Here is a 22546-nt window from a genome sequence, read left to right on the forward strand (position 1 = left end):
GGTCATGCCGCTGAAGTCCATTGGCGGGCTTGGGTGGAACAGATCTCGGGGGTTGCCGGCGAGGTCGCGAACACACGGCCTTCGAACAGGCGGCGGGCGGTACGGACCACGCTGGCAACCACCGGCGCATCGTCCGAGCTTCGGCTGAGGCCCACATCCAGGGCCCCGCTCGGATGTTCGAGGGTAATGCTGCCGGGCAGGCCCAGGCATCCGACGAAAGTGTTGGCCAGCGTGCCTGGCGTGACCGCCGCCGTGGCCAGGCCGACCCCACCGGTGATCGCCAGCGCGGTATGGCACTGGTGCGGCATGAAGTAGCGCACCTGCAGATGGCCGCCGTGCTGCGGCGCAGACAGCAGCACCGGCTTGGGAATCACCTTGTTGCCGGCGTCGGCGATGCCCATGCGGGCCCCGGCTTCGATGCGCAGCGCCTCCAGCCGGGCGAGGAAGGCCGCATCCGCATTCAGTTCGGCTGGCGACGCATCACCGCGCACGCCCAGGTCCTCGGCGCGCACCAGCATCATCGGCATCGCGCAGTCCACCAGGCTTACCGCCACGCCATCGATGGTTTCCTGCGCGTGGCCACTGGGCAGCAGCTTGCCGGTGCGGGCGCCGGCCGCATCCAGGAAGGACAGCCGCACCGGCGAGGCCGAGCCCGGCGCACCGGCAATCCGCGTATCGCCGCGGTAGACCACTTCGCCACCGGGCGTTTCCACCGTTGCCACGATCAGCTTGCCGGTGTTGACGTTGAAGATGCGCACCGACGTCTGCGGGTCCTGCGCCTGCACCAGGCCCCGTTCGATGGCGTATGGGCCGACCGCGGCCAGCATGTTGCCGCAGTTGGGCGAGGTATCCACCACCTGCTGCTCCACCCGCACCTGGGCGAACAGATAGTCCACGTCGGCATCATCGCGGCTGGAGCGGTCGATGATCGCCACCTTGCTGGTCAGGGCGTTGCCACCACCGATGCCGTCGATCTGCAGCGGATGGCCCGAGCCCATCACTTCCAGCAGCAGGCGGTCGCGCTGGGCGGTGTCCGCCGGCAGGTCGGATGCCAGGAAGAAGGGGCCTTTGGAAGTACCGCCGCGCATGAGCACGCAGGGAATGCTGAGCAGATCGTTGGACATACGTGTGCTAGATTGATGCGTATAGGGGATGAATACCCCCTCTGTGATTCGATACTGGCATGACCCCGATTGATCTGTGAATTGCTGATTTTTGGATGATTGATACCCAATGAGCATCAATTGCGAAATCCTCGACCTGCGCGCGTTCCTTCTTGTTGCCGAGACACGCAGCTTCCATCGCGCCGCTGAAAGCCTGCACGTATCGCAGCCGGCGCTCAGCCGCCGCATCCAGAAGCTGGAACAGGCCGTCGGCTCACCCCTGCTGGAACGCACCACGCGCAGCGTCAGCACCACCGCCGTCGGCGAGAACCTGCTGCCGCTGGTGCGGCGCATGCTGGAAGAGTTCGACGGTTCGTTGTTTTCCCTGCGTGGCCGCGAGGACACCCGCGGCGCCACGGTCACCATCGCCTGCCTGCCCACGGCCGCGTTCTACTTCCTGCCCAGCGTGATGGCACGCTTCCACGAGGCGCACCCGAACGTGCGCTTCCGCATCCTCGATATTCCGGCCACCGAGGGCCTGCAGGCGGTGGAACGCGGCGAAGTGGAATTCGGCATCAACTTCATGGGGGCCAACGACCCCAACCTGGATTTCGACGTACTGGCCGAAGACCCCTTCGTGCTGGCCTGCCGCCGCGACCACCCGCTGGCCCGCAAGCGCAAGGTCGAATGGGCCGACCTGGCCCAGCACCAGCTCATCACCGTGCACCGCACCAGCGGCAACCGCACCCTGCTCGACGGCGCCCTGGCACGCGAAAACCTGAAGCTGAGCTGGCACTACGAAGTGACCCACCTGTCCACGTCCCTGGGCATGGTCGAAGCCGGCATCGGCGTATCGGTGCTGCCGAAGATGGCCACCCCCGATGGCGACCACCCGATCCTGGTGACCCGCCCGATCGGCAATCCGGTGGTGTCGCGCACCATCGGCATCGTGCGCCGCCGCGGCGCCCTGCTTTCACCCACCGCCGAGCGCTTCCTGCAGATGCTGATGAGCCAGTGGCGCGGCAAACCGTGACATCGGCACTACATACAGCCATGTAACCTTGCGTCCTGCGCCAAGGGCGTTTCGGCCCCTCCCCGCTCGGCCATACTGGCGGGGATCCGGCGGCCGGAACGCCACCGGCAAACGCAAGCAGGCCCGCCACGGTGGGCCAGTGCAAGCCATCAGCAAGAGGAGTCATCCCGCATGAGCGATTCGTTCTCCACCCGCAGCCAGCTGGACGTCGGCGGCAAGACCTACGACTACTTCAGCCTTCCCAAGCTGGGCCAGCGCTTCGATATCTCCCACCTGCCCTATTCGATGAAGATCCTGCTGGAGAACCTGCTCCGGCACGAGGATGGCGGCGCCACCGTCGGCCCCGACCACATCGAAGCGGTGGCTCGCTGGCAGCCCAGCGCCGAGCCGGATACCGAAATCGCCTTCATGCCCGCGCGCGTGGTCCTGCAGGACTTCACCGGCGTGCCCTGCGTGGTCGACCTGGCCGCCATGCGCGATGCGGTGGTCAAGCTGGGCGGCAAGCCCGAGCAGATCAATCCGCAGATCCCTTCCGAACTGGTCATCGACCACTCGGTGCAGGTCGATGTGTTCGGCAAGCCCGACGCCCTGGACCTCAACGGCAAGATCGAATTCCAGCGCAACCAGGAACGCTACGGCTTCCTGCGCTGGGGCCAGAAGGCCTTTGACAATTTCAAGGTGGTGCCGCCCAACACCGGCATCGTCCACCAGGTGAACCTGGAGAACCTGGCCCGCGTGGTGATGACCGCGGACAAGGACGGCAAGGCGGTTGCCTACCCCGATACCGTGTTCGGTACCGACAGCCACACCACGATGATCAACGGCATCGGCGTGCTCGGCTGGGGCGTGGGCGGCATTGAAGCGGAGGCGGCCATGCTCGGCCAGCCGTCCTCGATGCTGATCCCGCAGGTGGTCGGCTTCAAGCTGAGCGGCAAGCTGCCCGAAGGCGCCACCGCCACCGACCTGGTGCTGACCGTTACCCAGATGCTGCGCAAGCTGGGCGTGGTCGGCAAGTTCGTCGAGTTCTACGGCGACGGCCTGCAGCACCTGCCGCTGGCCGACCGCGCCACCATCGGCAACATGGCCCCCGAATACGGCGCCACCTGCGGCATCTTCCCGATCGATCACGAATCACTGAACTACCTGCGCCTGTCCGGCCGCAGCGACGAGCAGATCAATCTGGTCGAAGCCTATGCCAAGGCCCAGGGCCTGTGGCACGAACCGGGCAGCGCACCGGCCCAGTACAGCACCACGCTGGAGCTGGACATGGGCACGGTCAAGCCCTCGCTGGCCGGCCCCAAGCGCCCGCAGGACCGCGTGCTGCTGGAGGACGTGCAGAAGAATTACCGCGAATCGCTGGTCGGCCTCACCGCCAACCGTGACAAGCGCAGCGCCGATGTCTCCACCTTCGTCAGCGAAGGCGGCGGCGCGGCCGTCGGCAACGAACAGCTGGCCAAGGGCTATGCGGACATCGAGACCGAAGGCCGCAAGGTCCGCCTGAAGGACGGCGCGGTCGTCATCGCCGCCATCACCTCCTGCACCAACACCTCCAACCCGGCGGTGATGATCGGCGCCGGCCTGCTGGCCCGCAACGCCGCCGCCAAGGGCCTGAACCGCCAGCCGTGGGTGAAGACCTCGCTCGGCCCAGGCTCGCGCGTGGTCACCGATTACCTGGAAAAGGCCGGCGTGCTGAAGGAGCTGGAGAAGATCGGCTTCTACGTGGTGGGCTACGGCTGCACCACCTGCATCGGCAACTCCGGCCCGCTGCCCACCGAAGTCAGCGCCGGCATCGCCACTGGCGATCTGGTGGTCACCTCGGTGCTGTCGGGCAACCGCAACTTCGAGGGCCGCGTGCACCCCGAAGTGAAGATGAACTACCTGGCCAGCCCGCCGCTGGTGGTGGCCTACGCCATCGCCGGCACCACCGACATCGACCTGACCACCCAGCCGCTGGGCACCGGCAGCGATGGCCAGCCGGTGTTCCTGCGCGACATCTGGCCGAGCAACAAGGAAATCGGCGACGTCATCGCTGCGACCATCGGCCCGGAGATGTTCAAGCAGAACTACGCCGACGTGTTCAAGGGCGATTCCCGCTGGAACACCATCGCCTCGCCGGACGGCAATCTGTACGAGTGGAGCGATGCCTCCACCTATATCAAGAACCCGCCGTACTTCGATGGCATGACCATGCAGGTCGGCAGCATCGACGACGTGCACGGCGCGCGCGTGATGGGCCTGTTCGGCGATTCGATCACCACCGACCACATCTCCCCGGCCGGCAACATCAAGAAGGATTCGCCGGCGGGCCGCTTCCTGCAGGAACGCGGCGTGCAGCCGGCCGACTTCAACAGCTACGGCAGCCGCCGCGGCAACGATGACGTCATGGTCCGCGGCACCTTCGCCAACATCCGCATCAAGAACCTGATGTTCGGTGGAGAGGAAGGCGGCAACACCCTGTACTACCCGGCCAACGGCGGCCAGCCGGAAAAGCTGGCGATCTACGACGCGGCCATGAAGTACAAGGCCGACAACGTGCCGCTGGTGGTGCTGGCCGGCAAGGAATACGGCACCGGCTCGTCGCGCGACTGGGCCGCCAAGGGCACCCTGCTGCTCGGCGTGAAGGCCGTGGTGGCCGAGAGCTTCGAGCGCATCCACCGTTCCAACCTGGTCGGCATGGGCGTGCTGCCGCTGCAGTTCCGCAACGGTGACAACGTGCAGTCGCTGGGCCTGGACGGCTCGGAGACGATCGACATCACCGGCCTGGAAGACGGTGCCAGCAAGCGCGCGACCGTCACCGCGACCAAGGCCGATGGCACGAAGAAGACCTTCGAGGTCTCGGTGATGCTGCTGACCCCGAAGGAAGTCGAGTACTTCCGCCACGGCGGTCTGCTGCAGTACGTGCTGCGCCAGCTGGCGGGTCGCTGAACCGTCCCGTGCCACCAATGGGCGGAAGCCCGGCCCCCGCGCCAGCGCGGGGGCGCTGCGGAGGCGCGCGAACCCGTGGTTCGCAAACGCGCCTCCTCGCCCGCCACGGCGGCCTGCTGCAGTACGTGCTGCGCCAACTGGCCAGCAAATAAGCCGGTAGCGCCGGGCCATGCCCGGCGGCGGTTGGACAACGACCGGATCGACAACGATCCGGCCGTTTCTGCAATCCGTACTATTTTCATATTTTTCCCAATTCATGCAATTCGCATGAAACAGGCGTAAGGTGGGCCCATACCCCCGCTGGAGCCCCGCCATGCTTCACCTGCCCGTCCGCTTCGACCCGATCAACGAGCTGACCCACACCACCGCCTCGTCGGTGAAGGAGCACTGGCGCAAGGTCATGCAGGAGGTCCGCGACCAGCGCATGGTGGTGGTCACCAACCACAACGAGCCGCAGGCGGTCATCGTCTCCATCGAGCAGTACCGCGCCCTGCAGGCCCGCGTGGAAGCGCTGGAATCCTCGCTGGAAGAACTGCGCGGGCAGGCCCCGGGCCTGGCCGAACTGCGCGCCGGCTTCGACCAGCGCCTGGCCGTGCTGCAGCAGGCCCAGTCCGGTGACACCGCGCGTGCGCTGCTGCGCCGCCCGGCGCGCCTGAAGGGGCAGGTCAAGGCCGGCACGGGGCACTGATGTCTCGACCGTTCCTGTACGTCCTTGCCGGCGTCAACGGCGCCGGCAAGAGTTCGGTGGGCGGCCACGTGCTGCGCGAGGCCGGGCTGGACTGGTTCAATCCGGATACGTTCGCCCGTGGCCTGCGCGAGCTGTCGGGCCAGTCCCAGGCCGAGGCCAACGCCCAGGCCTGGCAGGAAGGTGTCAACCGCATCCGCGATGCCCTCGAACGGGGCCACAACCATGCCTTCGAAACCACCCTGGGCGGCAATTCCATCGCCGCCCTGCTGCATGAAGCCAGCCACAGCCACGACGTGCTGATGTGGTTCTGCGGGCTGTCCAGCCCGGAGCAGCACATCGCGCGCGTGCAGGCACGGGTGCGCAGCGGCGGCCACCCCATCAACGAGGCCGACATCCGCCGGCGCTGGCCGCTGGCCCAGCAGAACCTGGTGCGACTGATGCCGGTGCTGGCCCAGCTGCAGGTCTACGACAACAGCGCCGATGCCGCCCCCGGCGAAGCCGTGCCCGATCCGCAACTGCTGCTGCAGATGGAGGATGGCCAGGTGCTGTACCCCGAAGCAGACGACCTTGCCCAGCTGGCGGCCACGCCCGCCTGGGCCGCCCCCCTGCTGGAAGCCGCCCTCCGCCTGTAAACCCGGGGCCGGATCCGGGGTCGGATCCCTCTCCGCAGGAGAGGGCTCTGACCCCAACCCAGATCCCCACCCATACACCGCCTTCACCTTTTGTTGATTGAACGTTCAATCAACAAACGCGATACTGTCCACCTCGGGCCAACGCCCATGCCCCAGGTGAGACCGTGCCGAAGAAAGGCATCGAACCCATCCGCCGCGAGCAGCTGATCCAGGCCACCTTCCAGGTCATCCACGATATCGGCCTGGCCGATGCCACCGTGGCCAACATCGCCCGCCAGGCCGGCCTGTCCACCGGCATCGTCGCCCACTACTTCGGCGACAAGGCCGGCCTGCTCAACGCGGCCATGCGGCAGATCCTCAATGAACTGAAGGACGCGTTCGCCCACTGCCGGGCCCGCGCCGATGCAGACCCGCGGGCCCAGCTGCGCGCCCTGGTCGATGGCAACTTCGACCAGACCCAGACCAGCGGCCCGGCCATGCGGGTCTGGCTGACCTTCTGGGCGGCGAGCATGCACCAGCCGGAACTGGCTCGCCTGCAGCGCATCAACGACCAGCGGCTGTATTCCAACCTGGCCCATCAGTTCCACCGCGCGCTGCCCGCCGGACGCGCCCGCGACGCCGCGCGCGGGCTGGCCGCGATGATCGACGGCCTGTGGCTGCGCGGCAGCCTGGTCGGCGGCCCGTTCGACACCGCCGCCGCACGCGCGCTGGCCTACGCCTATATCGACTTCCAGCTGCAGCCCGAGGGCGTATAAGCAGCCTCAAGCCCTTCCCCTTTGTTTCCAGGAGTGCCCCATGTCCCCCCTGCCCGTACAGCAGCTCTACATCCACGGCCAACGCGTCGACGCCACCAGCGGCAAGACCTTCCAGAGCATCAACCCGGCCAACGGCCAGGTGCTGGCCGAGGTGCAGATCGCCAGCCAGGCCGACGTCGAACGCGCGGTGCAGAGCGCCGCCGAAGGACAGAAGGTCTGGGCGGCGATGACGGCGATGGAGCGCTCGCGCATCCTGCGCCGCGCCGTCGATATCCTGCGCGAGCGCAACGATGAGCTGGCCCGGCTGGAAACCCTGGATACCGGCAAGGCGCTGGCCGAAACCACCACGGTGGACATCGTCACCGGCGCCGACGTGCTGGAGTACTACGCCGGCCTGGCCACCGCCATCGAAGGCATCCAGTTGCCGCTGCGCGAATCGAGCTTCTTCTACACGCGCCGCGAACCGCTGGGCGTGGTCGCCGGCATCGGTGCCTGGAATTACCCGATCCAGATCGCGCTGTGGAAATCGGCGCCTGCGCTGGCCGCCGGCAACGCCATGGTGTTCAAGCCCTCCGAAGTGACCCCGCTGACCGCGCTGAAGCTGGCCGAGATCTACACCGAAGCCGGCGTTCCGGACGGCGTGTTCAACGTGGTGCAGGGCCCGGGCGGCGAGATCGGCAACTGGCTCACCGAGCATCCGGTGATCGAGAAGATCTCCTTCACCGGCGGCGTGGCCACCGGCAAGAAGGTGATGGCCGCGGCTGCGTCCTCCTCGCTGAAGGAAGTGACCATGGAACTGGGCGGCAAGTCGCCGCTGGTCATCTGCGATGACGCCGACCTGGACCGCGCCGCCGACATCGCGGTGATGGCCAATTTCTTCAGCTCCGGCCAGGTCTGCACCAACGGCACCCGCGTGTTCGTGCCGCGCGTCCTGCTGGCCGCATTCGAAGCCGCCGTGGTCGAACGCGTGAAGCGCATCCGCATCGGCGACCCGCAGGCGGCCGACACCAACTTCGGCCCCATGGTCAGCTTCCCGCACATGCAGAACGTGCTGCGCTACATCGACAGTGGCAAGGCCGAAGGCGCGCGCCTGCTGGCCGGCGGTGGCCGTGCCGGAGAAGGCGCACTGGCCGAAGGCGCCTACGTGCTGCCGACCGTGTTCTCCGATTGCCGCGATGACATGACCATCGTCCGCGAGGAGATCTTCGGGCCGGTGATGAGCATCCTCGCCTACGACGACGAGGAGGAAGCCATCCGCCGCGCCAACGACACTACCTTCGGCCTCGCTGCCGGTGTGGTCAGCCGGGACATCAGCCGCGCCCATCGCATCATCCACCGCCTCGAAGCCGGCATCTGCTGGATCAACACCTGGGGCGAATCGCCGGCGGAAATGCCGGTGGGTGGCTACAAGCAGTCCGGCGTCGGCCGCGAGAACGGCCTGTCCACGCTCGGCCACTACACCCGCATCAAGTCGGTGCAGGTCGAACTGGGCGACTACGCCAGCGTGTTCTGATCAGCGCGCCCTGAGCCGGCCCCGCCCCACCGCCCGGCCCGCGTGCCGGACCGACATTCCGCCGGGACGCCTGCGCATCGCGCGTCCCGGCCAGCAGGAGAACCCCATGAGCACCCACACCGAGTACGACTACATCATCATCGGCGCTGGTTCGGCCGGCAACGTGCTGGCCACCCGCCTCACCGAGGATGCCGATGTCAGCGTGCTGCTGCTGGAAGCCGGTGGCCCGGATTACCGCCTCGACTTCCGCACCCAGATGCCGGCCGCACTGGCCTACCCGCTGCAGGGCAAGCGCTACAACTGGGCGTACAAGACCGACCCGGAGCCCTTCATGAACAACCGCCGCATGGATTGCGGCCGCGGCAAGGGCCTGGGCGGCTCATCGCTCATCAACGGCATGTGCTACATCCGCGGCAACGCGATGGACTATGACCACTGGGCCAGCATGCCCGGCCTGGAAGACTGGACCTACCTGGACTGCCTGCCCTACTTCCGCAAGGCCGAGACCCGCGACATCGGCGCCAACGATTACCACGGCGGCGATGGCCCGCTGCGGGTGACCACGCCGAAGGCCGGCAACAACGAACTGTTCGCCGCCATGGTCGAAGCCGGCGTTCAGGCTGGCTACCCGCGCACCGACGACCTCAACGGCTACCAGCAGGAAGGCTTCGGCCCGATGGACCGCACGGTGACCCCGCAGGGCCGCCGCTCCAGCACCGCCCGTGGCTACCTGGACCTGGCCAAGCCGCGTCCGAACCTGACCATCGTCACCCACGCCCTCACCGATCGCATCCTGTTCTCGGGCAAGCGCGCGGTCGGCGTGCAGTGGCTGCACAACGACCAGCCGCAGCGTGCCACCGCACGCCGCGAAGTGCTGCTGTGCGGTGGCGCCATCGCCTCGCCGCAGATCCTGCAGCGCTCCGGCGTCGGCCCGGCCGAACTGCTGCGCAGCCTGGACATCGACCTGGTGCACCACCTGCCGGGTGTCGGCGCCAACCTGCAGGATCACCTGGAGATGTACCTGCAGTACGAGTGCAAAAAGCCGGTATCGCTGGCCCCTGCGCTGAAGCTGCACAACCAGCCCGCCATCGGCGCCGAATGGCTGTTCATGGGCACCGGCATCGGCGCCAGCAACCAGTTCGAGGCCGGTGGCTTCATCCGCAGCGACGAGGCCTTCGACTGGCCGAACCTGCAGTACCACTTCCTGCCGGTGGCGATCAATTACAACGGCTCCAACCCGATCAAGGCGCACAGCTTCCAGATGCACGTCGGCTCGATGCGCTCGCCCAGCCGCGGCCGCGTGCAGGTGGTATCCAAGGATCCGCGCGTGCACCCCAGCATCCTGTTCAACTACATGTCGCACGAGCAGGACTGGCGCGAGTTCCGCGCCGCCATCCGCATCACCCGCGAGATCTTCGCGCAGCCGGCGCTGGCGCCGTACAGCGGCCGCGAGATTTCGCCGGGCCGTGAGCTGCAGACCGACGCACAGATCGACGGTTTCGTCCGCGAGCACGCCGAGACGGCCTACCACCCCTCGTGCACCAACAAGATGGGCCACGCCGATGACCCGATGGCGGTGGTCGACGGCCAGGGACGCGTGCACGGCCTGGAAGGCCTGCGCATCGTCGATGCCTCGATCATGCCGCAGGTGGTGACCGGCAACCTCAACGCGCCGACCATCATGATCGCCGAGAAGCTGGCCGACGTGATCCGTGGCCGCAGCCCGCTGGCCCGCAGCACCGCGCCCTATTACAAGGCCAACGGCGCCCCGGCGCGCAGCCGCAGCTGACGCATACGCCTCTCAATCCTTCGGGTAGTGCCGGCCGCTGGCCGGCTCCTTCAGTGCCGGCCAGCGGCCGGCACTACCGGACACAGACGCCCCCTTCGCGTTTTCCCTACGGAACGGTATGCTGCTGCGAGCGGTTCTGGCGGATACTGTCCGCGCCGCACCCATCAAAAACGATTCCTGGAGGGGGAATATGAGTCTGGATCGTCCCTGGCTGCAGAGCTATCCGAAAGGCGTTCCCGCCGAAATCGACATCAACGAGTTCCATTCGGTAGCTTCGGTCTTCGACGCTTCCGTCGCGAAATTCCGCGACCGTCCCGCCTACTCCAGTTTCGGCAAAGTCCTCACCTACGGCGAAACCGACGTCCTGGTCGAGCAGTTCGCCGCCTACCTGCTGGGTGAGCTCAAGCTCAAGAAGGGTGACCGCGTCGCCCTGATGATGCCCAACTGCCTGCAGTACCCCATCGCCACCTTCGGCGTGCTGCGCGCCGGCCTGACCGTGGTCAACGTCAACCCGCTGTACACCGCGCGCGAGCTGAAGCACCAGCTGGTCGACGCCGGCGTCAGCGCGCTGGTGGTGGTGGACAACTTCGGTGACACCGTCCAGCAGGTCATCGCCGACACCCCGGTCAAGCACGTCATCACCACCGGCCTGGGCGACCTGCTCGGCCTCAAGGGCACGATCGTCAATTTCGTGCTCAAGTACGTCAAGAAGATGGTGCCCAACTACCATCTGAAGGGCGCGGTCCGCTTCCGCCAGGCACTCAAGCTCGGCAGCCGCCACACCCTGCCCAAGGTCGAGATCGACCACGACGACGTCGCGTTCCTGCAGTACACCGGCGGCACCACCGGCGTCGCCAAGGGTGCGATGCTGACCAACCGCAACCTGATCGCCAACATGCAGCAGGCCTCGGCCTGGATCGGCGCGTCGGGCATCGAGCCGGGCAAGGAGTGGATCATCACTGCCCTGCCGCTGTACCACATCTTCGCGTTGACGGCCAACGGCCTGGTCTTCATGAAGTTCGGCGGCTGCAACCACCTCATCACCAACCCGCGCGACATGAAGGGCTTCGTCAAGGAGCTCAAGTCGGTGCGCTTCACCGCCATCACCGGCGTCAACACCCTGTTCAACGGCCTGCTCAACACCCCCGGCTTCGACACTGTCGACTTCTCCTCGCTGAAGGTGACCCTGGGTGGCGGCATGGCCGTGCAGCGTGCGGTGGCCGAGCGCTGGAAGAAGGTGACCGGGGTGACCCTGGTCGAGGCCTATGGCCTGACCGAGACCTCGCCGGCGGCCTGCATCAACCCGCTGGACCTGAAGGAATACAACGGCGCCATCGGCCTGCCGATCCCGTCCACCGATGCCTGCATCAAGGACGACAACGGCAATGTCCTGGCCATGGGCGAGGTGGGCGAGCTGTGCATCCGCGGCCCGCAGGTGATGAAGGGCTACTGGCAGCGCCCCGACGAGACCGCCACCGCCATCGATGCCGACCAGTGGCTGCACACCGGCGACATGGCGAAGATGGACGAACAGGGCTTCTTCTACATCGTCGACCGCAAGAAGGACATGATCCTGGTGTCCGGCTTCAACGTGTACCCGAACGAAGTCGAGGACGTCATCGCGATGATGCCGGGCGTGCTGGAAGTGGCCGCCGTCGGTGTACCGGACGAGAAGTCCGGTGAAGTCGTAAAGGTGGTCATCGTGAAGAAGGACCCGAACCTGACCGCCGAAATGGTCAAGGAACACGCACGGGCCAATCTCACCGGCTACAAGCACCCCCGGATCGTGGAATTCCGCAAGGAACTGCCGAAGACCAACGTGGGCAAGATCCTGCGCCGCGAACTGCGCGATACGCCCGCCCCGTAAGGGTCTGCTCCAGGTTGAATGCTTTCAGGCCCGGGTCGGCAACGACCCGGGCCTTTTCGCATGCGTGGCCACGTGCCCGGTGTAGCATCGCCGCGTGTGTGGACCGTTCGGCCCGCCGGCCACCACTTCTCTCAACGGGCCGCATGCCGAGGACACTTCAATGAGCACCATCGAAAAGCTGCCGACCAGTGGTTCGCCCTACGCCACCATCCGTACGGACGACCGCAACAACGACACCGCCCACTGGCTGTTCATGCATGCCGATGCTGCGACGGGCATCCGCCCGTGCTGCCGCAAGGACATGCTGGACGAAATGTGGAGCTACATGAGCGCCATCACCCGCGGCCCGGCGCAGCGCCACAGCGGGCAGCTGCGCCACTTCGTGCTGGCCTCCGATGCCGCCGCGTACAACCTGGGTGGCGATCTGGACCTGTTCACCCGGCTGATCCGCGAGGGCAACCGCGACCTGCTGCTGACCTACGCCCAGCGCTGCGTGGAAGGCGTGCATCACCTGCACACCGGCTTCGGCGGTGACGTGCGTTCGATCGCGCTCATCCAGGGCGATGCGCTGGGCGGCGGCCTGGAAATGGCCCTGGCCTGCCACACCATCGTGGCCGAGGAAGGCTGCGGCATGGGCCTGCCGGAAGTGCTGTTCGGCCTGTTCCCGGGCATGGGCGCCTATTCCTTCCTGTGCCGCCGGGTGTCGCCGCAGCTGGCCGAGAAGATCATCCTCGATGGCCGCGTCTACAGCGCCGAGGAAATGCATGCACTGGGCGTGGTCGACGTGCTGGTGAAGAAGGGCGAAGGCCGCGCCGCCGTCGAAGACATGATCCGCCAGCAGCAGCGCCTGCCGCAGTCGTACCTGGCCATGAACGCGGCGCGCAACCTGGCGCAGGCGGTCAGCTACGACGAACTGCTGGAAATCACCAAGGTGTGGGTCGACTCCGCGCTGGCCCTGGGTGACCGTTCGCTGCGCACGATGGATCGCCTGGTGAAGGCGCAGACCCGTCGCGCCGGCCTCGACGCGGCCTGATTGCTGTCCTCCCCCTCTGGGTTCAAGCCCGGCTGGCCACCGGGCTTTTTTTCGCGCTCGCGCCACCAAGGCAGTAGATCCACGCCATGCGTGGATGCCTTGCGTCGCGGACCGCGCGGAATGCAGCCGAGCATGGCTCGGCACTACATGGAACGAAGGCAGTCGAGCAAGCTCGACTCTACCGCTCCATGTCGTCGGCGGCACCGCGGGCCCTGCGCTCGGCGCGCGCGTCCAACGCGTGGCGCCCTTCCTTGATCGCGCCCTGCAGTACGGCCAGGCGCGCGCGCCACTCGGCCTTGAGCTGCCAATCGGCCATCCGCATCAGTTCGCCGGCGCGGTTGGCGGCGCGCACCAGGCCCAGGTTGCCGGCCACGCCCTTGATCGCGTGGGACTGCTCGCGGAAGGCATCCCAGCGACCAGCCTCGCCCTCGCCTTCGGCCTTGCGCAGGCAGTTGTCGGCATCTTCCAGGCACTGGCGGATGAACTCGCGCTCGAAACCATCGCCCATGCCCAGCGAAGCCAGCTCGTCCAGCACACCGGTGTCGAGCACGCCATCGAGGTTGGTCACGGTACGCACGATCGGCGGCGCCGAGGCCTTCAGCTGGGCGTTGTTGGCGATCTCCGCCAGGGTGTCAAGCAGGCGCACGGCCACGACCGGCTTGGCCAGGAACGCGTGCGCGCCGGCCTGCGTGCAGCGCTGGATCGCCTCCGGGGTGACGTCGGCACTGAGCACCAGCACCGGCGTGCGCGGGCCGCCACCGGACTGCATCACCCGCAGCTCCTTCAGCATGTCCAGCCCACTCATGCCCGGCATGTGCAGATCGACGATGGCCGCGTCGAATTCGCTCTCGGCCAGCGCATCCAGCACCGCCTCGCCACCATCGACGCACATCACCTTGTGCCCGGCCTTCTGCAGCAGGCGCTGCAGCACCATGCGATTGGCCTCGTGGTCGTCCGCCACCAGGATCTGCATGCTGCGCACGCGGGCCCGATGGCGCAGGAAGGGGTCGGCGAAGGCGATGACGTTGCCACCCGGGCCCACGTCTTCGCCGGCGGCCACGCTCGGCACCGCACCGGCCACCACCGGCTGCGGCGGCGCGAACGGCAGTTCAACCCAGAAGTGGCTGCCCTGCGGCGGGTTGTCGAGATAGCCGATCTCGCCGTCCATGGCCTCGACCAGGCCCTTGGCGATGGTCGTGCCCAGGCCGGTGCCTTCGTGGCGACGGGCCATGCTGACGTCGGCCTGCTCGAACGCTTCGAACAGCCGCGGGCGCATCGCCACCGGGACGCCGATGCCGGTATCGATGATGTCGAAGCGCAGGCGCACCGAACCCTGGGTGTCGGCGTGGACGAGGCCCACGCGCACTTCCACCTTGCCGTGGTCGGTGAACTTCACCGCGTTGCCGGCCAGGTTGAGCAGGATCTGCCGTAGGTGACCGACGTCGCCCCGCAGCGTGGCCGGAACGTTCGCGGCCACCTTCACCCGGTAATCGAGATGCTTGGCCTTGGCCTGTGGCAGCAGGATCAGGCCGATCGCCTGGACCACGTCGGCCAGCACGAAATCGTCGGCCACCACGCGCAGCTTGCCAGCCTCGATGGCGGAGATGTCCAGCACCTCCTCGACCAGCGCCAGCAGGCTGCGGGACGAGGCCTGGATGGTGTTCAGGCACTCGCGCTGCTCATCGTCCAAACGGGTGGTGGCGAGCACCTCGGTCATGCCACTCAGGCCGTTGAGCGGGGTGCGGAACTCGTGGCTCATGTTGGCCAGGAAGCGGCTCTTGGCTTCACTGGCGCGGCGCGCCTCGGCCATGGCCTTGGTCAGCTGCTTGAGCAGGGTCGAGAAGTACAGCGGCACGGCCGCCAGCCCCAGCCAGAGGCCGATGGCCAGGCGCAGGTTCTGTTCCCAGTAGGGGGTCAGCAGCACGGTGCTGCCGAAGCTGGCCATCGCCATCGCCACGGCGACGTAGAGGTAGTTGTTGCCGAAGCGCATGCCGTTGCCGACGGTCACCCACATCACCACGATGTAGACCCACGACAGCGGCTCGCCCATCTGGATCATGCCCGCGGCGATCAGCCCGTAGTCGGCCAGCATGCCCAGCACGCGGCGCGGGTCCGAACGCCCGGGCTTCCACAGCAGCCAGCCGAACAGCAGCAGCGACAGCGACAGTCCGGTCAGCACGATGGCCAGCACGCCCACGTACTGGTCGTGCGGCAGATCGTGGCGCGGTGCCGGCAGCAGCACATAGGCCAGGATCAGGCTGATCAGGACGATACGGACGATCTGCTGCCCGTGCTCGCTGTCGTGGCGCTGGGACAACCGCAGGCGGGCCCGCGACAGCAGGGATGTCACGCGCCCATCCCCGGCCGCGCCGACGCGGTGGAATGCTCGGCGCAGATCTGTTCCAGCGCTTCGCGGCCACGCAGCAGCGCATCCACGCAGCGCGGGTCGAACAGGCGCCCGCGCTGGGCGTACAGGTACGCCAGGGTTGCCTCGAACGTCCACGCTTCCTTGTAGGGGCGCGGCGAGATCAGGGCATCGAACACATCGGCGACCGCGACGATGCGCGCTTCCAGCGGGATCGCGTCGCCGACCAGGCCATCGGGGTAGCCGCTGCCGTCGTAGCGCTCATGGTGGCGCAGCGCGATCAGCGCGCCGACCTGGATGAAGCGGTTCTGGCTGCCGCTGAGCAGCTCATGGCCGATGCGCGGATGCCGGCGCATGATCGCCAGCTCCTCGTCGTTGAGCTTGCCCTGCTTGAGCAGCACCGCATCGGGAATGGCGATCTTGCCCATGTCGTGCAGGGGCGCCGCCATCTCGATCAGCTTGACCTCTTCCTCGGGCAGCCCCAGCTGCTCGGCGATCAGCCCGGCCACGCGCGCCATGCGCTCGAGGTAGGCACTGGTGCCGGCATCACGGAACTCGATGGCGCGTGCCAGCCGCGAGAGGGTCTCGCGTTCGCGCTCCTCCACCTCGTGCATGCTGGCCAGCAGCCGCTGTTCCAGCGACAGCGCGCGTTGCTTCACGTTCTCGGCCTGCTGGCGCAGCTGCAACAGGTTGTAGCAGCGCGCCCGCAGCTCACGCGGGCGGATCGGCTTGACCAGGAAATCGATGACGCCTGCTTCCAGCGCGGCCTGCCGGATCGGCTCGTCGCCGACCACGGTGATCAGGATCACGGGAATATCGCGGTGCTTGGGCAGCCGGCGGAAGCGGCGGGCGAATTCCAGCCCGTCCATCTCCGGCATGCGGTAGTCCAGCAGCAGCAGGTCAACCGGGTACGACTCGCACCAGGCAAGTGCGGTGAGTGGATCACCAAAGTCATGCACGCTCAATTCGGGCGCGATGTCTTCAATGACATGGCGCAGCATCGTCCGTGCGGACGTCTGGTCATCGACGATGACGATGTTCAAGGCGTTCTCTGCCTGCCTTCTCGACCACGCTGGAAGATCAGCCAGCGAGGATACCCCGCCGCTGTGCACACTGGCACCCTGCATAGGCACGACTCCCGTCACGAGCGTCCCCGGTTCATGATCGTCGTCACAATGTGAAGCGGGTTCTTCACATCGCCCCTCCCCAACCCCATCAAGCCACAGTGGGTGTCAAGGCCGTGCAACAACCATACGCCGAGTAAGCATCGCGTCAATGGCGCCGCCCGGATCCGGAACGGCGCGCACAGTCGGGAGCGGTACTGCGTCTTACTGCTCGGGGCGCATGTACGGGAACAGGAGCACGTCGCGGATCGAGCTGCTGCCGGTCAGCAGCATCACCAGGCGATCCACGCCGATGCCCAGTCCACCGGTCGGGGCCATACCGTACTCCAGCGCACGGATGTAATCGGCGTCGTAGTGCATGGCCTCGTCATCGCCACCTTCCTTCGCGGCCACCTGGGCCTGGAAGCGCTGCGCCTGGTCTTCCGGATCGTTCAGCTCGGAGAAGCCGTTGGCCAGCTCCTTGCCGTTGACGAACAGCTCGAAGCGGTCGGTGTAGCCCGGATCGTTGTCGTTGGCACGGGCCAGCGGCGAGACTTCCACCGGATGGTCGGTAATGAAGGTCGGCTGGATCAGGGTGTGTTCGACGGTCGCTTCGAAGATTTCCAGCAGCAGCTTGCCCCAGCCGTAGGACGGCTTGACGCGGATCTTCAGGCGCTCGCAATGGCGCAGCAGCGCCTCGCGGTCGGTGCAGTCGGCCGCCGAGATTTCCGGATTGTGGTGGCGCACCGCCTCGTCCATGCGCCAGCGGCGGAAGGCCGGGCCCAGGTCGATCTTCGCCCCGTCCCATTCCACTTCGGTGCCGCCGTTGACGGTGGTGGCGACGTCACGGATCACGCCTTCGGTCAGGTCCATGATCTCGTTGTACGTGGCGTAGGCCTCGTACAGCTCCATCATGGTGAATTCCGGGTTGTGGCGGGTGCTGACGCCTTCGTTGCGGAAGTTGCGGTTGATCTCGTACACCCGCTCCAGGCCGCCCACGGTCAGGCGCTTGAGGTACAGCTCCGGCGCCACGCGCAGGTACAGGTCCAGGTCCAGCGCGTTGTGGTGGGTGGTGAACGGCTTGGCCGCTGCGCCGCCGGGGATGTAATGCATCATCGGCGTCTCGACTTCCAGGAAGTCGCGGTTGTCCAGCCACGCGCGCATGGCGCGGATGATCTTGGAGCGCTTGATGAAGACCGCGCGCGATTCCGGCGTCACGATCAGGTCGACGTAACGCTGGCGGTAGCGCTGCTCGACGTCGGCCAGGCCGTGCCACTTGTCCGGCAGCGGGCGCAGCGACTTGGTCAGCAGGCGGATCGATTCGGCCTTGACCGACAGTTCGCCGGTCTTGGTGCGGGTCAGGGCGCCTTCGACGGCGATGATGTCGCCCACGTCCCAGCCCTTGAAGGCGGTGTAGGCATCGCCCAGCGTGCCGCCCTGCAGGAACAGCTGGATGCGGCCGGACTCGTCCTGGATCTGCGCGAAGCTGGCCTTGCCCATGATGCGCTTGGCCATCAGGCGGCCGGCCATCTTCACCTGGCGGCCGTTGCCTTCCAGGGCCTCGGCTGTCCAGGTCTCGGCATCGGCGAATTCGGCCTGCAGCTGCCCGGCGAAGTCCTCGCGACGGAAGTCGTTCGGGTACGCGATGCCCTGCCCACGCAGCGATTTGAGTTTCTCACGGCGCTCGGCGATCAACTTGTTTTCGTCGACAGGGGGGGTATCGGTAGCTTCGCTCATGGATCTGCGGGAATCGTGTAGTGAGGGGGGAGGTTGCACCCGGCACAGCCGGTTGCCCAGCATACCAAAACCGCCCTGCCCCGGCCCCGCCGCAGCCGGTAGCGCCGGGCCATGCCCGGCGGTCAGTCGCCCAGAATCCGCCGGGCGTGGCCCGGCGCTACCTCAGGCGTTCCCGGGGAACGCCTGCCGCAGTTCCTCCACCAGCACCCGCTGGTTCTCCGAATAGTCCACCGGCACCGACACCAGGTGCACCCCACCCTCGTTGAAGGCCGCTTCCAGGGTCGGGATGAACTGCTCGATGGCCGTCACCTCATGGCCCTTGCACCCATAGGCCTCGGCGTACTTCACGAAATCCGGGTTGCTGAAGGTCATGCCGTAGTCGGTGAAGCCGTCCACCGCCTGCTTCCAGCGGATCATGCCGTAGGCGCCGTCGTTGAGGATCAGCACCACCAGGTTCAGGCCCAGCCGGCGCGCCGTCTCCAGCTCCTGGCTGTTCATCATGAAGCCGCCATCACCGCAGACCGCCAGCACCCGCCGCTGCGGATACAGGATCGAGGCCATGATCGCCGACGGCAGGCCCGCCCCCATTGTTGCCAGGGCGTTGTCCAGCAGCAGCGTATTGGCCACCTGGGTGCGGTAATTGCGCGCGAACCAGATCTTGTACATGCCGTTGTCCAGCGCCACGATGCCGTCCGGCGGCATCACCTGGCGCACGTCATGCACCAGCCGCTGCGGGGTGAACCCGTCCTCCTCGGCACGATCAGCGAGGTGCTCCAGGATGGTCGCGCGCAGCGGCAGCAGCGCATCGGCGTTGGCCACGGCACCTTCGATGCGGTCGCCCAGCTGGGTCAGCGAACGGCCGATGTCGCCGATCACCTCCACCTGCGGGAAATACACCTGCTCCACCGCCGCCTGCGAATAACCGATATGGATGACCGTCGGGCCGCCCGGGCGCATCACGAACGGCGGCTTCTCGGTCACTTCGTGGCCGATGGTCACGATCACGTCGGCCTGGTCGATGGCCATGTGCACGTAGTCGCGCTCGGTCAGCGCCGCGGTGCCCATGTACAGGCCCGAGCCACCGGCCACTGCGCCCTTGCCCATCTGCGTGGTGAAGAACGGAATGCCGGCGCGCTGCACGAAGGCCGACAGCGCCTCGCTGGACTGCGGCCGCGACGCCGCCGAAGCGATCATCAGCAGCGGCCGCTTTGCGGTACGGATGATCTCCGCCGCGCGATCCAGCGCTTCCGGGCTCGCAATCGGCCGGTCCACCGCGTGGGTGGGAATCAGCGCCACATCCTCGACTTCGGTGGCGGCGATGTCCTCGGGCAGCTCCAGCAGCACCGGGCCAGGGCGCTCCTCCTGGGCCACGCGGAAGGCCTCGCGGACGATGGTCGGAATGGTCCGGGCCGAGACGATCTGCCGGGCCAGCTTGGTCAGCGGCTTCATCGTGCTGACGATGTCCACGATCTGGAAACGCGCCTGCTTGCTGGCGACGATGCCCTTCTGGCCGGTGATCATGATGACCGGCCACGCCCCCAGCAGCGCATAGGCCGCGCCAGTGGTGAAGTTGAGCGCGCCGGGGCCGAGGGTGGCCAGGCACACGCCGGGCTTGCCGGTCAGGCGGCCGTACGTGGCCGCCATGAACACCGCCGCCTGCTCGTGGCGGGTGATAACCAGCTCGATGCTGGAATGGCGCAGCGACTCGACCACGTCGAGGTTTTCTTCGCCGGGAATACCGAAAATACGCTCGACGCCTTCGTTCTCAAGTGCGGCGACAAGCAGATCTGAACCCTTTGACATTGGAATGCCGTCCTTTTCGCTGGACTGATGGTGGATCGTTGCAGGAAGGATGGAAGCCGCGCGTCAAGGCTTGTCGAACCAGACCGTCTGCGCGTTGACGAATTCACGGATGCCGAAGTGCGAAAGCTCGCGGCCAAAGCCGCTCTTCTTCACGCCACCGATCGGCACGCGCGGGTCGGAGGCCGAGAAACCGTTGACGAACACGCCACCGGTCTGCAGGCGGCGCGCCAGCTGCATGGCCCGTTCACGGTTGCCGGTCCACAGGTTGCCGCTCAGGCCGAACTCGCTCTGGTTGGCCAGCTCCACCGCGTGGTCGGCGTCGCGCGCACGGGTGATGGAGGCAGCCGGCCCGAACGTCTCGGTATCGAAGGCCTGCATGCCCGGCTCCACGCCGGCCAGCACGGTCGGTGCGTAGAAGCTGCCCGGGCGGTCCAACTGGTGACCGCCGACCAGCAGCTGCGCGCCGGCATCGACCGAGGCACGCACCTGCGCATCCAGCTGTTCCAGCAGATCCTGCCGGGCCATCGGGCCGATGCGGATACCGGCTTCGCGGCCATCACCAATCGTCAGGGCCTGCACCTTCTGGCAGAACTGCGCCACGAAGCGGTCGTACACCGCCGCTTCGACGATGATGCGCTTGCCGGCAATGCAGACCTGCCCGGTGTTCTGGAAGCGCGAAGCGACGGCCGCATCGACGGCAGCGTCGAGATCGGCGTCTGCCAGCACGATGAACGGATCAGAACCGCCCAGTTCCAGCACCACCTTCTTCAGCGCCTGCCCGGCCTGGGCGGCGATGCTGCGGCCCGCGGCCACGCTGCCGGTGAGGGTGACCGCGGCGATGCGGTCATCGGCGATGGCCGCACTGGTGCCTTCGCGGCTGATGTTGGCCGCAATGAAGGTGCCGTCCGGCAGCCCAGCCTCGCGCCAGGCGGCATCGAGCAGCTGCGCGGTGCCGACGATGTTCTCGGCCGGCTTGAGCAGGAAGCCATTGCCGCCCATCAGGATCGGCACGGCCGCCCGCATCACCTGCCAGTACGGGAAATTCCACGGCATGATGCCCAGCACCACGCCCAGCGGCAGGTAGGACACGTAGGCCTTGTCATTGGGCACCTGGGTGGGTTCGTCGCGCAGGAACTGCGCACCGTTTTCGGCGTACCAGTCGCACAGCAGCGCGCATTTCTCGATTTCTGCCAGCGATTCGGCGTGGACCTTGCCCATTTCGGCGGTGGCCAGCGCGGCCAGCGGCTCACGGTCGCGGCGCAGGACGGCGGCCATCGCGCGCAGCACGGCAGCGCGCGCCTCCAGCGGCTGGGTGCTCCAGGCGGCAAAGCCTGCCTGGCCACGCTGCAGGAGGGTTTCAAGTTCGGCGGCGGTGGCGAAGGGATGGCTGGCGATCTGCTGGCCGGTGGCCGGATCGCGGGAGATGGCGGTGGTGGGGGCAGCGGACATGCAGGTCTCCTGTTGTCTCGAGAACGGGCGGGCAGCCCGCCTCCTGCACAGGAATGTGGACCTGTTCGATGGCAGCAACAAGGCGTCTGCTTATCCTGTGACCTGCAGTTACCTGTATAGGGAGGGGGGGTCATGGCAGGGCTGCGCCCTGCACCCGCTCAATGCAACGTCAACGTCAACGTCAAATGCGTGCATTCCGTGGGTTGGCGGGGTGGGTCCGGTTGAGGGGGACGCCGTAAACCCATCCATGGGGGCTTGGTCGCGCCATCCATGGCGCTCACACCCCCTCAACCGGACCCACCCCGCCTTCGACAGTTTCTCGCGAGCTGTTGGAGCTTGCTGCTGATGGAGCCTGCTGCTGATGGTGGGTGCCGACCGTTGGTCGGCACGGGGTCGGTCAAAGGAGCGATCTGCTCTGGTAGGTGTCGACCTTGGTCGACACGGATGAATTCATTCGATATCTGACAGAAAAATCGTGTCGACCAAGGTCGACACCTACCAACAGCCTCTCGAAGCCGACACAGTAGAGCCACGCCATGCGTGGATGATTTATTCGATATCTGACAGATGTGCCGACCAACGGTCGGCACCCACCAACAGCCGCCGGCCAACCTGTCGAAGGCGGGGCACTGTGGGTTTGCGGGGTGTGAGCCGCATGGATGCGGCGACCAAGCCCCCATGGATGGGTTCACGGCGTCCCCGCAAACCCACAGTGCCCCGCCATCCCACGGATAGCCCGCTTTGGCTCTGG

General features: G+C 66.9%; 15 protein-coding genes. 9 read left to right on the forward strand and 6 right to left on the reverse strand.

Annotated elements, in window-relative coordinates:
• Window positions 1–2: 2 nt before the first annotated feature.
• Window positions 3–1124 (reverse strand): 4-oxalomesaconate tautomerase, encoded by a 1122-nt coding sequence (locus C1926_RS11640; RefSeq protein ID WP_108759294.1) that lies wholly within the window; start codon window positions 1122–1124, stop codon window positions 3–5.
• Between the two features lie 109 nt (window positions 1125–1233).
• On the opposite strand from C1926_RS11640, the gene C1926_RS11645 reads away from it, so the two are divergent.
• From C1926_RS11645 to C1926_RS11685, 9 genes are all read left to right on the forward strand, one after another.
• A complete protein-coding gene (locus tag C1926_RS11645; RefSeq protein WP_049455867.1) occupies window positions 1234–2136 on the forward strand; it encodes a LysR family transcriptional regulator in 903 nt (300 codons plus the stop codon).
• 171 nt (window positions 2137–2307) lie between these two features.
• Window positions 2308–5061 carry an aconitate hydratase AcnA gene (acnA, locus tag C1926_RS11650; protein WP_108759295.1) on the forward strand — a complete coding sequence of 918 codons (2754 nt, stop codon included), beginning with the start codon at window positions 2308–2310 and terminating at the stop codon, window positions 5059–5061.
• A gap of 313 nt (window positions 5062–5374) precedes the next feature.
• Window positions 5375–5749 (forward strand): type II toxin-antitoxin system Phd/YefM family antitoxin, encoded by a 375-nt coding sequence (locus tag C1926_RS11655; protein WP_079221771.1) that lies wholly within the window; start codon window positions 5375–5377, stop codon window positions 5747–5749.
• Window positions 5749–6381, forward strand: coding sequence for an AAA family ATPase (locus C1926_RS11660; RefSeq protein ID WP_079221770.1), 633 nt, complete (start codon window positions 5749–5751; stop codon window positions 6379–6381). Before C1926_RS11655 ends, C1926_RS11660 begins: the two co-directional genes overlap by 1 nt.
• 164 nt (window positions 6382–6545) lie before the next feature.
• Entirely contained in the window at window positions 6546–7136 is a 591-nt protein-coding gene (gene betI, locus C1926_RS11665) for a transcriptional regulator BetI (protein ID WP_108759296.1), read from the forward strand.
• Between the two features lie 40 nt (window positions 7137–7176).
• On the forward strand, window positions 7177–8649 hold the full coding sequence (betB, locus tag C1926_RS11670) for a betaine-aldehyde dehydrogenase (protein ID WP_108759297.1): 1473 nt from the start codon (window positions 7177–7179) through the stop codon (window positions 8647–8649).
• 106 nt (window positions 8650–8755) lie between these two features.
• Window positions 8756–10438: a choline dehydrogenase gene (gene betA, locus C1926_RS11675; protein ID WP_108759298.1), complete on the forward strand. Its 1683-nt coding sequence runs from the start codon at window positions 8756–8758 to the stop codon at window positions 10436–10438.
• A 190-nt stretch (window positions 10439–10628) separates the two neighbouring features.
• The gene (locus tag C1926_RS11680; protein WP_108759299.1) at window positions 10629–12305 is read left to right on the forward strand and encodes a long-chain fatty acid--CoA ligase; all 1677 of its coding nucleotides are present in this window, start codon (window positions 10629–10631) and stop codon (window positions 12303–12305) included.
• A gap of 160 nt (window positions 12306–12465) precedes the next feature.
• Window positions 12466–13338 (forward strand): crotonase/enoyl-CoA hydratase family protein, encoded by an 873-nt coding sequence (locus tag C1926_RS11685; protein ID WP_079221765.1) that lies wholly within the window; start codon window positions 12466–12468, stop codon window positions 13336–13338.
• Window positions 13339–13516: 178 nt separating this feature from the next.
• On the opposite strand, the gene C1926_RS11690 is transcribed toward C1926_RS11685, so the two are convergent.
• The 5 genes from C1926_RS11690 to C1926_RS11710 form a co-directional block, all read right to left on the reverse strand.
• A complete protein-coding gene (locus C1926_RS11690; protein ID WP_108759300.1) occupies window positions 13517–15688 on the reverse strand; it encodes a response regulator in 2172 nt (723 codons plus the stop codon).
• A complete protein-coding gene (locus tag C1926_RS11695) occupies window positions 15685–16830 on the reverse strand; it encodes a two-component system response regulator (protein ID WP_079221763.1) in 1146 nt (381 codons plus the stop codon). Before C1926_RS11695 ends, C1926_RS11690 begins: the two co-directional genes overlap by 4 nt.
• A 201-nt stretch (window positions 16831–17031) precedes the next feature.
• Window positions 17032–18543 carry a lysine--tRNA ligase gene (gene lysS, locus C1926_RS11700; RefSeq protein ID WP_079221762.1) on the reverse strand — a complete coding sequence of 504 codons (1512 nt, stop codon included), beginning with the start codon at window positions 18541–18543 and terminating at the stop codon, window positions 17032–17034.
• Window positions 18544–18705: 162 nt separating this feature from the next.
• Entirely contained in the window at window positions 18706–20346 is a 1641-nt protein-coding gene (locus C1926_RS11705) for an acetolactate synthase large subunit (RefSeq protein ID WP_108759301.1), read from the reverse strand.
• Between the two features lie 63 nt (window positions 20347–20409).
• Window positions 20410–21795 (reverse strand): NAD-dependent succinate-semialdehyde dehydrogenase, encoded by a 1386-nt coding sequence (locus C1926_RS11710; RefSeq protein ID WP_108759302.1) that lies wholly within the window; start codon window positions 21793–21795, stop codon window positions 20410–20412.
• Window positions 21796–22546: the final 751 nt, after the last annotated feature.

The organism is Stenotrophomonas sp. ZAC14A_NAIMI4_1 (genome assembly GCF_003086915.1).
GTDB lineage: Bacteria > Pseudomonadota > Gammaproteobacteria > Xanthomonadales > Xanthomonadaceae > Stenotrophomonas.

Bases quoted from the DNA above. Each gene is read 5' to 3' on its own strand.
- C1926_RS11685 (WP_079221765.1), top strand. From the start codon at position 12,466: ATGAGCACCATCGAAAAGCTGCCGACCAGTGGTTCGCCCTACGCCACC.
- betA (WP_108759298.1), top strand. From the start codon at position 8,756: ATGAGCACCCACACCGAGTACGACTACATCATCATCGGCGCTGGTTCG.
- C1926_RS11705 (WP_108759301.1), bottom strand. From the start codon at position 20,346: ATGTCAAAGGGTTCAGATCTGCTTGTCGCCGCACTTGAGAACGAAGGC.
- lysS (WP_079221762.1), bottom strand. From the start codon at position 18,543: ATGAGCGAAGCTACCGATACCCCCCCTGTCGACGAAAACAAGTTGATC.
- C1926_RS11655 (WP_079221771.1), top strand. From the start codon at position 5,375: ATGCTTCACCTGCCCGTCCGCTTCGACCCGATCAACGAGCTGACCCAC.
- C1926_RS11710 (WP_108759302.1), bottom strand. From the start codon at position 21,795: ATGTCCGCTGCCCCCACCACCGCCATCTCCCGCGATCCGGCCACCGGC.
- C1926_RS11680 (WP_108759299.1), top strand. From the start codon at position 10,629: ATGAGTCTGGATCGTCCCTGGCTGCAGAGCTATCCGAAAGGCGTTCCC.
- C1926_RS11660 (WP_079221770.1), top strand. From the start codon at position 5,749: ATGTCTCGACCGTTCCTGTACGTCCTTGCCGGCGTCAACGGCGCCGGC.
- C1926_RS11645 (WP_049455867.1), top strand. From the start codon at position 1,234: ATGAGCATCAATTGCGAAATCCTCGACCTGCGCGCGTTCCTTCTTGTT.
- acnA (WP_108759295.1), top strand. From the start codon at position 2,308: ATGAGCGATTCGTTCTCCACCCGCAGCCAGCTGGACGTCGGCGGCAAG.
- C1926_RS11640 (WP_108759294.1), bottom strand. From the start codon at position 1,124: ATGTCCAACGATCTGCTCAGCATTCCCTGCGTGCTCATGCGCGGCGGT.
- C1926_RS11695 (WP_079221763.1), bottom strand. From the start codon at position 16,830: ATGCAGGGTGCCAGTGTGCACAGCGGCGGGGTATCCTCGCTGGCTGAT.
- betB (WP_108759297.1), top strand. From the start codon at position 7,177: ATGTCCCCCCTGCCCGTACAGCAGCTCTACATCCACGGCCAACGCGTC.